This is a genomic window from Corynebacterium mustelae (genome assembly GCF_001020985.1).
Lineage (GTDB): Bacteria > Actinomycetota > Actinomycetes > Mycobacteriales > Mycobacteriaceae > Corynebacterium > Corynebacterium mustelae.
Genome location: NZ_CP011542.1, coordinates 946,583 through 959,497, shown reverse-complemented (window position 1 = coordinate 959,497; position 12,915 = coordinate 946,583). Strand labels below are relative to the sequence as shown.

Genomic DNA, 12,915 nt, shown 5'->3' with positions numbered 1-12,915 from the left:
AGGCCGGTTTCCCGCACTATACGATGGAAACCGGCCTTTTTTAATTTTTAAATCCTCTGTAATGGAGCTCTGCTTAGAATACAGGCAGACCTGGGATTACACGACCCTGGATGTGTCCGTGGTTAACGAGGAAGTTATAAACGGTGCCCCAGAAGCCCAGGAAGATTGCGAGGCTTAGAACAGAGCCGATAATCGACAGGATGATGCTGAGGGTGCCAGTCACCAACTGAGCGTTAGCGGCAGGGGCGAGGTAAGGGGCAGCAGCGAAAGCGAGAGCCATGACTGCGCTGCCTGCGATGAGAGAACGAGTAACCTTCATAACGAATTCCTCTTTCTTGAGTAGAACAAAACCACCAACGAATCGCGGTGGCGACATTCAAGAACGTTACAGCACTTCTAACCAGCTACAACACAAATGATGTAATTTACCCCAGATAGCACCCCCTTTTTCAGAAAAAGATGAATAGATCACCATTTAAGCAACAATTTAATTATTTTTGCATAAAGTTTGCTAGGTTTTGATTTAAGTTTCAATGATTTTATAAGTATAAAATTTTAATCTTGCAAGGGCTCCACGCAACAGGAAATTCGGGTTCGGCACACAACTGCGCAGGTACTTTCCCCTATAAAACTATAATAGATGTGTAATAAATGTTTTAACCCCCACCTGTGTTGGGTGGGGGTTTGTTTGTTGAGTTTTTGTGGTCGGCGGTGTCTTACTCTCCCACAAACTTCCGTTTGCAGTACCATCAGCGCTGTCGGGCTTAGCTTCCGGGTTCGGGATGGGTCCGGGCGTGTCCCCGACGCTATTGCCACCGACACGATCATTATTATTATTGTTGTTTTTGTTTTGTGGTGGTGTTGTGTCAGATACTGTGTAGTGGACGCGGTTTTTTGTGTTTGTTTTGTTTGGGTTGTTTTGGGTGGTGTTTGTGGGTGTATTAGTACCAGTCACCTGAGCATATTACTATGCGTGCAGTTCTGGCCTATCGACCCGGTAGTCTTCCGGGCACCTCATTAGTGAAACCTCATCTTAGAACAGGCTTCCCGCTTAGATGCTTTCAGCGGTTATCCTTTCCGTACGTAGCTAACCAGCTGTGCCACTGGCGTGACAACTGGCACACTAGAGGTACGTCCGTCCCGGTCCTCTCGTACTAGGGACAGCTTTCTTCAAGTTTCTACGCGCGCGGCGGATAGAGACCGAACTGTCTCACGACGTTCTAAACCCAGCTCGCGTGCCGCTTTAATGGGCGAACAGCCCAACCCTTGGGACCTACTCCAGCCCCAGGATGCGACGAGCCGACATCGAGGTGCCAAACCATCCCGTCGATATGGACTCTTGGGGAAGATCAGCCTGTTATCCCCGGGGTACCTTTTATCCGTTGAGCGACACCACTTCCACATGTAGGTGCCGGATCACTAGTCCCTACTTTCGTACCTGCTTGAGTTGTCACTCTCACAGTCAAGCTCCCTTGTGCACTTACACTCTCACACCTGATTGCCAACCAGGCTGAGGGAACCTTTGGGCGCCTCCGTTACGTTTTAGGAGGCAACCGCCCCAGTTAAACTACCCACCAGGCACTGTCCCCAACCCAGATCATGGGCCAAGGTTAAGGTGCTCAATCCGATCAGAGTGGTATTTCACTTGATGACTCCACCGGCACTGGCGTGCCGGGTTCGTAGTCTCCCACCTATGCTACACAAACCGAACCAAACACCAATACCAAGCTATAGTGAAGGTCCCGGGGTCTTTTCGTCCTGCCGCGCGTAACGAGCATCTTTACTCGTAGTGCAATTTCACCGGGCCTGTGGTTGAGACAGCAGGGAAGTCGTTACGCCATTCGTGCAGGTCGGAACTTACCCGACAAGGAATTTCGCTACCTTAGGATGGTTATAGTTACCACCGCCGTTTACTGGGGCTTAAATTCTCCGCTTCGCAACACAAAGTGTTACTAACAGGTCCTCTTAACCTTCCAGCACCGGGCAGGCGTCAGTCCGTATACATCAACTTCCACGTTTTCGCACGGACCTGTGTTTTTAATAAACAGTCGCTTCCCTCTCTTCTCTGCGACCACCACCAGCTCACATCAGTCTGTCACCAGCAGTGGTCCCCCTTCTCCCGAAGTTACGGGGGCATTTTGCCGAGTTCCTTAACCACAGTTCACCCGAACGCCTTAGTATTCTCTACCTGACCACCTGTGTCGGTTATGGGTACGGGCCATATACACACTCACTAGAGGCTTTTCTCGGCAGCATAGGATCACCAACATCCCCACACATACGTGGGTACGCATCACGCCTCACCCAACATGTAGAACGGATTTACCTATCCTACGGGCCACACGCTTACACCACAATCCAATAAGTGGCTCGGCTACCTTCCTGCGTCACCCCATCGTTTAACTACTACCCACGAAGGTCCCACGCACCATGAAACAACACCATGAAAAACACAGTCTCATCCCACAAATGGGTGGTTAGTACCATGGATTCATTAGGGGCGCATGTATACGGGTACCAGAATATCAACTGGTTATCCATCGACTACGCCTGTCGGCCTCGCCTTAGGTCCCGACTCACCCTGGGAAGATTAGCTTGACCCAGGAACCCTTAGTCATCCGGCGGATATGTTTCTCACATATCATTCGTTACTCATGCCTGCATTCTCACTCGCACACACTCCACACCACGGTCACCCAGATGCTTCACAGCTGTGCACGACGCTCCCCTACCCAACCACCACACACAAAAAACATATGATGGTTGCCGCGGCTTCGGCGGTGTACTTGAGCCCCGCTACATTGTCGGCGCAGAACCACTCGACCAGTGAGCTATTACGCACTCTTTCAAGGATGGCTGCTTCTAAGCCAACCTCCTGGCTGTCTTCGCGATCCCACATCCTTTCCCACTTAGTACACTCTTAGGGGCCTTAACCGGCGATCTGGGCTGTTTCCCTCTCGACCAACGGAGCTTATCCCCCGCAGTCTCACTGCCATGCTTACACTTCACCGGCATTCGGAGTTTGGCTGACATTGCTAAGATTGTAGTCCCGCTCAACCAACCAGTAGCTCTACCTCCAGGAAGAAACACACAACGCTGCACCTAAATGCATTTCGGGGAGAACCAGCTATCACGGAGTTTGATTGGCCTTTCACCCCTACCCACAGCTCATCCCCTCAGTTTTCAACCTAAGTGGGTTCGCGCCTCCACAGCATCTTACTGCTGCTTCACACTGGCCATGGGTAGATCACCCCGCTTCGGGTCCAAGACATGCCACTCAACACACCCTCATTAGGATTCGCTTTCGCTACGACTACCCCACACACGGGTTAACCTCGCGACATGCCGTTGACTCGCAGGCTCATTCTTCAAAAGGCACGCCATCACCCCACACAAAAAAGAGAGGGCTCTGACGGATTGTAGGCACACGGTTTCAGGTACTCTTTCACTCCCCTCCCGGGGTACTTTTCACCATTCCCTCACGGTACTTAATCCGCTATCGGTCACACTAAGTATTTAGGCTTACCGGGTGGTCCCGGCAGATTCACAGCAGATTCCACGAGCCCGCTGCTACTCGGGCACCCAACCAACCACACGCACACATGCATTCACGTACAGGACTCTCACCCTCTCCGGTAGGCGATTCCACACCACTTCCGCTTACACACACACGCACAGCAAAACGTCAACAGCCGTCTTATAAGTCAGGCCCCACAACCCCGCACACACAACCCCTGTCAAGTATCACATGCATACGGTTTAGCCTCCTCCACGTTCGCTCGCCACTACTAGCAGAATCACATATTGTTTTCTCCTCCTACGGGTACTGAGATGTTTCACTTCCCCGCGTCAACCCCCACACCAGCTATACATTCACTGATGGGTGACCACACATAACCATGGCCAGGTTTCCCCATTCGGACACCCTCGGATCAACGCTCGATTGGCAACTCCCCGAGGCATATCGCAGCCTTCCACGTCCTTCATCGGCTTAGCATGCCAAGGCATCCACCGTGCGCCCTTACACAACAACACACAAATGAACCAAACAAAAAACACTAAAACACAAAAAAGAAAAAACACACCACACCCACACACAAACATGCATGGGCACAATGCTCGCGTCCACTATACAGTTCTCACACAACACAACCTGCAACCTGCCACCACCCACACAGGCAGCACCAGACCACAGGCACCACACGGAACAACACACGTCATCCCAGACACCCAACAGCACACCAACACACAAAAGTTTCTCTACACAGTCATCTTCTATACCGCTGCTTCTCATCATGACAACCCCCACCCAGCACACACACAACGCATGCACCACACAACAGGGGCGGTTATGCTCCACCTGGATTAAACAAAAATACTCACAAAACGAGCACCACAACCACAACACGTGGCCAAAAAAACATGCTCCTTAGAAAGGAGGTGATCCAGCCGCACCTTCCGGTACGGCTACCTTGTTACGACTTCGTCCCAATCGCCAATCCCACCTTCGACCACTCCCTCCCCAAAAAGGGGTTAGGCCATGGGCTTCGGGTGTTACCAACTTTCATGACGTGACGGGCGGTGTGTACAAGGCCCGGGAACGTATTCACCGCAGCGTTGCTGATCTGCGATTACTAGCGACTCCGACTTCATGGGGTCGAGTTGCAGACCCCAATCCGAACTGAGGCCGACTTTCAGCGATTCGCTCACCCTCACAGGCTCGCAACGCGTTGTACCGACCATTGTAGCATGTGTGAAGCCCTGGACGTAAGGGGCATGATGATTTGACGTCATCCCCACCTTCCTCCGAGTTAACCCCGGCAGTCTCTCATGAGTCCCCACCACCACGTGCTGGCAACATAAGACAAGGGTTGCGCTCGTTGCGGGACTTAACCCAACATCTCACGACACGAGCTGACGACAACCATGCACCACCTGTACACCAACCACAAAAGGGAAAACGTATCTCTACGCCGATCTGGTGTATGTCAAGCCCAGGTAAGGTTCTTCGCGTTGCATCGAATTAATCCACATGCTCCGCCGCTTGTGCGGGCCCCCGTCAATTCCTTTGAGTTTTAGCCTTGCGGCCGTACTCCCCAGGCGGGGCGCTTAATGCGTTAGCTACGGCACAGAAATCGTGGAAGACCCCTACACCTAGCGCCCACCGTTTACAGCATGGACTACCAGGGTATCTAATCCTGTTCGCTCCCCATGCTTTCGCTCCTCAGCGTCAGTTACTGCCCAGAGACCTGCCTTCGCCATCGGTGTTCCTCCTGATATCTGCGCATTCCACCGCTACACCAGGAATTCCAGTCTCCCCTACAGCACTCCAGTTATGCCCGTATCGCCTGCAACCCCGAAGTTAAGCCCCGGTATTTCACAGACGACGCAACAAACCACCTACGAGCTCTTTACGCCCAGTAATTCCGGACAACGCTCGCACCCTACGTATTACCGCGGCTGCTGGCACGTAGTTAGCCGGTGCTTCTTCTACAGGTACCGTCACCTTAAAAAGGCTTCGTCCCTACCGAAAGAGGTTTACAACCCGAAGGCCGTCATCCCCCACGCGGCGTCGCTGCATCAGGCTTGCGCCCATTGTGCAATATTCCCCACTGCTGCCTCCCGTAGGAGTCTGGGCCGTATCTCAGTCCCAATGTGGCCGTCCACCCTCTCAGGCCGGCTACCCGTCGACGCCTTGGTAGGCCATTACCCCACCAACAAGCTGATAGGCCGCGGGCTCATCTCGCACCGAAAAAACTTTCCACCACCAACACTAAATGATGGTCCTATCCGGTATTAGACCCAGTTTCCCAAGCTTATCCCGAAGTACGAGGCAGATCACCCACGTGTTACTCACCCGTTCGCCACTCGAGCACCCCGCAAGCAGGGCCTTTCCGTTCGACTTGCATGTGTTAAGCACGCCGCCAGCGTTCGTCCTGAGCCAGGATCAAACTCTCCACAAAAAACAAGAACAAAAACAATTCCTGCACGGCTCTGCGAAAAGCCCAAAACCAGCAAAAAACAAACAACCAACAAAAAACAACGATCAGCCAAAACCAACCGCCATCAAAAAATTGATCATTAAAAAAACAACAACCACACACCCCACACAAAGCAGGACACACAGTCATCAAAAACAGTCCCCTCACCACGTTGGACGGGAATCACAACATAAGCAAAGAAACCAACAAAAAACAACAAGCCATCAACCCATCATCTTCTGCACAGCTAGTCATTTAACAAGCAAGCCACACTTGCCAGCCACAACCAAAAGCCACAACAAAAAACAACAAGAAAACAACCAAAAAAACAAAAGTACATTGGCACACTATTGAGTTCTCAAACAACATGACCACCACCCCACCCCACACAAACAACGCGCAGAATAAAAATGGAGACAATAACCGAAAACCCTACCCCAAGACCAACACAAACGTCAACCCCAACAAGATAAGATTCCCACACCACCAGCACCGCCGGCGACTCGCTATAACTTACACACCCCCACAACAAACAACAAACCCCCAGCACAACACCACAAAAGAACACAATCTACATGCGCGCCACTTAACCATTCGCATGCAGAAAATGCGTTCATCATTCAATAGTTGTAGACACCATCAATCAATTTATGTTAGGTTAGCTAGAACTGCGCTAAATAAGGTGCGGTTTTACAATTTCCCTTTATTTTTTGAGGTGTTTATGCGTTCTCCTTATCGATTTCTTCTAGCATCGACCGCGTCAGTCGCCCTGGTCGGCGGATTGGTTGCATGCTCGAACAGCGATAGCTCGTCTGGATCTTCCTCCGCATCTTCCAGCACGGACACGACCCAGGCTCAGTCCGGTGATGACACCCTGGTGATCTACTCTGGCCGCAGCGAAGATCTGGTGGCTCCACTAATCAAGATGTTCGAGGAGAAATCCGGCATCAAGACCGAGGTTCGATACGGAAAGACCGCTGAGCAGGCTCAGTTGCTGTTAACCGAGGGCGAGAAGTCGCCAGCTGAGGTCTTCTTCTCCCAGGAAGCTGGTGCTCTCGGCTTGGTCGGTGACGCGGATCTACTGGCACCGCTTCCTGCCGAGGTGTTTGAATCCGTTCCCGCTAATTTCTCTTCTTCTGAGAAGAAGTGGGTGGGCGTTACCGGCCGTGCACGTGTCGTTGCGTATAACAAGGACAAGGTTCAAGAAGCAGATGCGCCGGACACCATTGACGCAATGGTTGATCCGAAGTGGGCGGAACAGATCGGTGTTGCCCCTGGTAACGCTTCGTTCCTTTCCTTCGTTACCGCGATGCGGGTAGAAAAGGGCGACGATTTCACTCGCGAGTGGTTGCAGAAGCTCGTCGATAATAAGGTGAAGACCTACGAGAAGAACACCGGCATCCTTGAGGCCGTCAATAATGGTGAGATTTCGCTTGGTCTGATCAACCACTACTACTGGTACTTGGATGCCGCAGAAAAGGGCGCCGAGAACATGACGGCACAGCTGAAGTTCGGCAAGCCGGGCGATTTAGCTTCCCTGGTTAATGCAACCGGCGTTGGTGTCACCAAGAAGGCAGAGAAGGATCCGCAGGCGTTAGAGTTCGTCAAGTTCCTGCTGTCGGAGGATGCACAGAAGTACTTCGCCACCGAAACCTTCGAATATCCGCTGGTTGAGGGAATGACCGCGCCGGAAGGTGTGCCAGCAATGGATCCAAGCTCGAATCCTGATTTCGATTTGTCCAAGCTTTCGTCGGTAGATGAAACTGCAGCGATGATTGATGAAGTTGGCTTGACCTACACTAAATAAGTAGTGACTACTTCATACCGACTTCTTCTATGTTTAGCGATCGGCGCAGCCGCATTAGTGGCTGCCCCGCTTTTCTTTTTGATCGCTGAGTTGATGACCGCTCCTTCTGGGGCGGTCATCCGTGCGTTTACCCGCCCCAACACGATTACGCATTCGCTCAATACTTTGTATTTAGTGGTGACTGTCGCTGCGGGCGCGTTAGTCTTGGGTGTTTCTACGGCTTTCTGTTTGGTGCGGTTATCTTTACCGCTGCCGAGACTGTGGTGGGTGGCCGCGACATTGCCACTTGCAGTTCCGTCGTATGTGGCCGGGTTATCGTGGGTTTCTGCCACGGATTTGCGTGGGTTTGTAGGCTCATGGCTGGTTTTGGTTCTAGCGACAACTCCGTACGTTACTCTCCCCACTGCCGCCGCTTTTCGACGAGCCGACAGGGGCATCGAAGATGTCGCCCGCACCCTTGGAACAGGCCCAATACGTGCGTTTATGCGCATGTCGTTGCCACAAGTTATGCCAGCCGCAGCGGCGGGGGCATTGTTGGTGGCGCTTTATTGTTTAGCGGAGTACGGGGTGGTTTCCATCATGCGGTTTCCCACCCTGACCCCGGCCGTGCAGACCGCGTTTTCCGGGAGCTTCAATAGAACGCTCGCGATCGTGTTGTCTGCGCTTTTAGTGGTGTTGGCGATAATCGTGGTGGCCTGCGAGCGGCTGCTTCGGCAACCTGTGACGTCGACACGCATTGCACATGGCAATGTGCCACCTAAGCCGCTTCCGTGGTGGGGCACTTGGGGCGTTTGCGCCTGGTTGTTGGGAATTTTCGCGTTAAGCGTAGGACTTCCCATTGGAGAGCAGCTGTACCGATTGTCGTTGAGCGTGGCGCAACGTGAATTTGAAGGCACACGCCTGTTATATGCGCTGGGCACAACGGTTGCGCTTGGGTTAATCGGCGCGGCGCTCGCCACCGCATTGGCGTTGCCTATTAGCGTGTTGGCCGCGCGTCGAAAAGCAAAGTCGGTAGCAGCGATTGAGACGGTAACCTATATCGGCCACGGCTTGCCCGGGGTAGTTCTGGGTTTGTCAATGGTATATCTTGCGTTGAAATTCCTGCCGTTTTTGTACCAAACGATGGCGCTCATGGTCGTTGCATACGCAATCATGTTTGTCCCTAAAGCTATGGGAAGCACCCGCACCGCTATCGCCCAAGTTCCCACCACACTGGAAGACGCGGCGCGCAGCTTAGGCCGCAATCCACGCCAAACATGGCTGGAGGTCACCGCACGCCTGTCGTGGCCGGGTATCGCTTCCGGGGCGTTAATCGTTGCGGTAACGGTCATGAAGGAACTTCCCGCCACCCTCATGATGCGCCCGATTGGGACAGATACCCTAGCAACCCGGTTATGGCAGCTCAGCGACATCAACGCCTACGGTGCCGCCGCCCCCTACGCCCTAGCTTTAATCGCCGCCGCGAGCATTCCGGCATTGATGTTGGCCGGTTCCCCAGATTCAGATAGGTAAAATCGTGACCCCTGCTCTTGTGTTAAAAGACGTATCGGCCGCCTACCGAAATTCGGCGCGTCCGGTGGTAGATAACGTCAATCTGCAACTTGAAACCGGCGAGTTACTTGCAATCTTGGGGCCCAGCGGCTGCGGCAAAACAACGTTGCTGCGGGTGATCTCCGGCCTTATGGCGGCATCTGGTGGCACCATCGAACTCGGTGGAACCACGGTTTTCTCCGCTAGCACCAATATTCCGCCGGAGCGGCGTCGTATCGGCCTGGTTCCGCAAGACGCCGCGTTATTTCCGCACCTTTCGGTGGCCCAGAATGTCGCCTTTGGGTTAGGAAAACACCCAAACAAAGCCGCCCGCGTCGCGGAGATGTTGGAACTCGTGGATGTCGCGGGGTTAGCTGACCGCAAACCAGCACAGCTCTCCGGCGGGCAAGCCCAGCGAGTGGCACTCGCTCGCGCGCTTGCGCCGAATCCCGCATTGGTACTTCTTGACGAACCATTTGCCGCGCTTGACGCCGCATTACGCACCAGGCTTCGGACGGATATCGCTGACATTCTTGCGGCCGCGGATGCGTCGGCAATTTTAGTTACCCACGATCAAGACGAAGCGCTATCGATGGCACATCGGGTTGCCGTCATGAACGGCGGTGTCATCGCGCAATGCGGCACCCCCAGCGAGGTTTATAACGCGCCCGCCTCGGAGTGGGTCGCGCATTTCTTGGGTACCTGCACAGTGCTTGACGACGGCGCAGTCGTCCGCCCCGAACAAGTCAGTTTACGTTCCGCTACAGAGCCGGGTGATTTTACCGCGACAATTCGCAGCATCGAGTTCTTAGGCCACTCCACCATGTATGTTGTCGAACGCGGCGATGGGGTGCGACTAAGCTCCCGTTGCCTAGGTGCCCCACGATGGCAACCAGGTGAGACTGTGACCGTTCGGCTTTCACCCGGTCTCCACCGGTTAGGCTAATCCTGCGCTTTGATGACTTTCATCGTCATGCGGGAATCCACCCGAGCGACTCCCGGATTACCCAGCAGCCCCTTGGTCAGCCATTCTTCATAATGCTCAGCGTCGCGCACTCGCACGCGGATGAAGTAATCCGGTCGGGAAAACATGCGCCGCAATTCAACAACTTCCGGCATTGCGGCCACCCGCTGTTCAAACTCCGCAATGGTGGGTCCGTCATTTTTTCCCACATCCGCCTGAACTATGACTTCAAAACCGCGATCGAGTGCCACTTGATCCACGACAGCCCGGTAGCCTTTGATAATTCCCAGTTCTTCTAACTTCCGCACCCGGCGTAAACAGGGTGCTGGGGTGAGCCCCACGAGTGCGGCTAAATCTTGATTACTTAATCTGCCATCTTTTTGCAGTTCAGCTACTATCGCGCGATCAATATCGTCCATGTACCAATAATTGTTCATGCAACGTGCTTTATGCAACGCAATTGGTCAAATTCTTAGCTCTTTGTAACAAAGTTTTAGTAGTACTTATACAATTGTCCGATTATTGCGCTGTACCTCTCCCCCAATAGGCCCCATAAACGCCCCCATCCCACCAAATAGGGGCAAAATGCTAAGAAAAATTAGTTTTGACTTAATATCGGATAGAAAAAACCAAAAACGCTGTGGTTGACGCAGCTTCATCACCGTTGCCTACCTATAACAAGGAAGTACCGTGAAACGTGCACTCGGCCTGGCCGCAACCGCATTCTTGCTTATCAGTTGTGGATCGAACGAAACCTCACCCACTGCACTCAAACAGCCCTTGACCACTACCGTAACGCAGACCAAAGCGCTAAGTACACCGCGTTCGACACAGCCTGCTGAACCGACGGTAGTTAAATGCGTCGACGGCAGCGCCGACATGGCGCTGTGGTCCGATGGTTCCGAGCGCCCCAGCGAGCTATGCCGCATCGATCCAGCCTCGCAGGCCCCCACCACCACTTCCACTGCACCAGCTGCCCGCTACCAATGCCCACAAACTGATGCATTTGTCAATGACCCATCCGAATGCGCAGCCGTCTACGCTGGCGCCCAACTAAGCCAACAGGAACTTGATCTCAGCCAAATCCCCATTGCCGACGGCGGCACCTGCCCTGCTTATTTGTGCGGCTACGGGACAGACGAAAATGGAAACCCAAACCCCAGTTCCGGGGAAATCCAGGGTCTCGACGGCTGTGAGAACGGCTATATCACCGACGAAGAGTACTGCGCAGCAATCTACGAACGGTTCGGCTACCAGTAACCGTGTCCACCGGCACCGGTGGAGCGTCGAAAAGCTAAGCACGCGGATGACGACACCTCAGTGATGCATCCGTCATCCTGTAACCCTCAACTCGGTAAATAGAGCACACCGATATCCGACTTAGGTTGCTGCACTTCCCACGGAATCCCACAAAACGCAACAACCGGGCGTCGAAAAAGCATGTAGCTTATCGACGCCCGGCTGCAACCTGCGATTACGTAATTACATCTGGAACCGGCTGGTTGAAACGTAGAAATCGTTAGTGCCCTTAATCAACGCCTGTCCGTAGTGCGTAAACTCAGGACGAATCATGTTCTGGAAGTGTCCATCACTACGGCACCAGCCTTCTACAACCTCAAGCGGATTGGTGTAGTACGCAACGTTTTCACCCTGACCTGGCTTGAGATCAAGATCGGTGCCATCTTTTCCAAACGTGCTTGGGTGCCCAATTTTACCTGGGTGATTATCAATCAGGTACCTGGTCCAACGCATCGAGTCACCAGCCAACTCTTCACTCCACTGCACCGGATTAGCACCATGTGCCTGACGAATCCGGTTGGTCTGACGCAGCATCCACTCCATGCGCTGCTTCTCGCTCATGCCGCGATAATCAGGCAGATCCTCAATCGCGGAACAACGAGCCGGGCGATCCGACTTTTTGTGATACGCCTCAGCCAGCGGCGCATCCATTTCGGACTTGTCCACGGTCTCGCGCAGTGAGTTCGACTCCACCTCTGGGGCTGGATCAGCCGGTGGTGCTGGCTTAGTTTCGGTGTTGGCATCCGCATCAGCGTCACCCGTTTCTGGAGCAGCTGGGGCCGGAACGTTGTCACCTGCTACATCGCCGGTACCTGCTGGTTTTTCCTCAGCAGGCATTTCAGCTTCTGGCTTCTCGCTTGATCCCTTGCCCTTAAGGCCAAACACCAAACCAACAATTCCGCCAATCAATGCCAGCAAGCCAAACACAGCGCCAAAAACCTGCTTCATGTCAAGCTCTTCCGGCAGCTGGAACTGCGAACCGCCGATCTGCGGCATAGACGACAGTGCTTCCTTAACTTCAGTTTCGATATTAAGAACCTGGGCAACGGCCGGTTGGGCAACAACAGTGGTCTGCCCAAACGCTAGGGTTGGGACAAGAACACAAATCGCAACAGCGCGACGAAGCTTCACAACTACTCCCTTTAAGTGGGTACGGATTATTTGCTATGAGCAGGTTAGCAAAGCGCATCCAGTATTTTTGCCAAAAATCACAAAATGGTAAAGCGTATTGACCTGCACTTATATAGCACCCATGCAAAGCACAGTTTTCTATTATCAACCGTTAACGCGCTAGCGGTGGTTTTCATTACCAGCATTGACTGCACCGCAAAACC

General features: G+C 53.2%; 7 protein-coding genes and 3 rRNA genes. 4 read left to right on the top strand and 6 right to left on the bottom strand.

Features of this window, described 5'->3' with window-relative positions:
• Positions 1-73: 73 nt before the first annotated feature.
• From CMUST_RS04520 to CMUST_RS04500, 4 genes are all read right to left on the bottom strand, one after another.
• Positions 74-376 carry a hypothetical protein gene (locus CMUST_RS04520; RefSeq protein WP_236690157.1) on the bottom strand — a complete coding sequence of 101 codons (303 nt, stop codon included), beginning with the start codon at positions 374-376 and terminating at the stop codon, positions 74-76.
• A gap of 327 nt (positions 377-703) precedes the next feature.
• Positions 704-820 (bottom strand): 5S ribosomal RNA (rrf, locus tag CMUST_RS04515).
• Between the two features lie 101 nt (positions 821-921).
• Positions 922-4,035, bottom strand: a 23S ribosomal RNA gene (locus CMUST_RS04510).
• 398 nt (positions 4,036-4,433) lie between these two features.
• Positions 4,434-5,963 (bottom strand): 16S ribosomal RNA (locus CMUST_RS04500).
• The 16S, 23S and 5S rRNA genes sit together here, the layout of an rRNA operon.
• Positions 5,964-6,702: 739 nt before the next feature.
• Here CMUST_RS04500 and CMUST_RS04495 point away from each other — a divergent pair.
• The 3 genes from CMUST_RS04495 to CMUST_RS04485 are packed head-to-tail and all read left to right on the top strand — an operon-like array spanning position 6,703 to position 10,264.
• A complete protein-coding gene (locus tag CMUST_RS04495; RefSeq protein WP_047263381.1) occupies positions 6,703-7,788 on the top strand; it encodes an iron ABC transporter substrate-binding protein in 1,086 nt (361 codons plus the stop codon).
• 3 nt (positions 7,789-7,791) lie between these two features.
• Positions 7,792-9,300 carry an ABC transporter permease gene (locus tag CMUST_RS04490; protein WP_047261505.1) on the top strand — a complete coding sequence of 503 codons (1,509 nt, stop codon included), beginning with the start codon at positions 7,792-7,794 and terminating at the stop codon, positions 9,298-9,300.
• 4 nt (positions 9,301-9,304) lie between these two features.
• Positions 9,305-10,264 (top strand): ABC transporter ATP-binding protein, encoded by a 960-nt coding sequence (locus CMUST_RS04485; RefSeq protein ID WP_201779224.1) that lies wholly within the window; start codon positions 9,305-9,307, stop codon positions 10,262-10,264.
• Here the strand turns inward: CMUST_RS04485 and CMUST_RS04480 are convergent.
• Positions 10,261-10,701: an Lrp/AsnC family transcriptional regulator gene (locus CMUST_RS04480; protein ID WP_047263379.1), complete on the bottom strand. Its 441-nt coding sequence runs from the start codon at positions 10,699-10,701 to the stop codon at positions 10,261-10,263. The genes CMUST_RS04485 and CMUST_RS04480 overlap by 4 nt on opposite strands.
• Positions 10,702-10,972: 271 nt before the next feature.
• On the opposite strand from CMUST_RS04480, the gene CMUST_RS04475 reads away from it, so the two are divergent.
• The gene (locus CMUST_RS04475) at positions 10,973-11,542 is read left to right on the top strand and encodes a hypothetical protein (RefSeq protein ID WP_047261504.1); all 570 of its coding nucleotides are present in this window, start codon (positions 10,973-10,975) and stop codon (positions 11,540-11,542) included.
• 222 nt (positions 11,543-11,764) lie between these two features.
• Here the strand turns inward: CMUST_RS04475 and CMUST_RS04470 are convergent, their stop codons facing one another.
• On the bottom strand, positions 11,765-12,712 hold the full coding sequence (locus tag CMUST_RS04470; RefSeq protein ID WP_047261503.1) for a CAP domain-containing protein: 948 nt from the start codon (positions 12,710-12,712) through the stop codon (positions 11,765-11,767).
• Positions 12,713-12,915 lie beyond the last annotated feature (203 nt).

What these genes read in the sequence shown, in the direction of transcription:
- CMUST_RS04520 (WP_236690157.1), bottom strand. Translation starts at nt 376, where the DNA reads ATGTCGCCACCGCGATTCGTTGGTGGTTTTGTTCTACTCAAGAAAGAG.
- CMUST_RS04495 (WP_047263381.1), top strand. Translation starts at nt 6,703, where the DNA reads ATGCGTTCTCCTTATCGATTTCTTCTAGCATCGACCGCGTCAGTCGCC.
- CMUST_RS04480 (WP_047263379.1), bottom strand. Translation starts at nt 10,701, where the DNA reads ATGGACGATATTGATCGCGCGATAGTAGCTGAACTGCAAAAAGATGGC.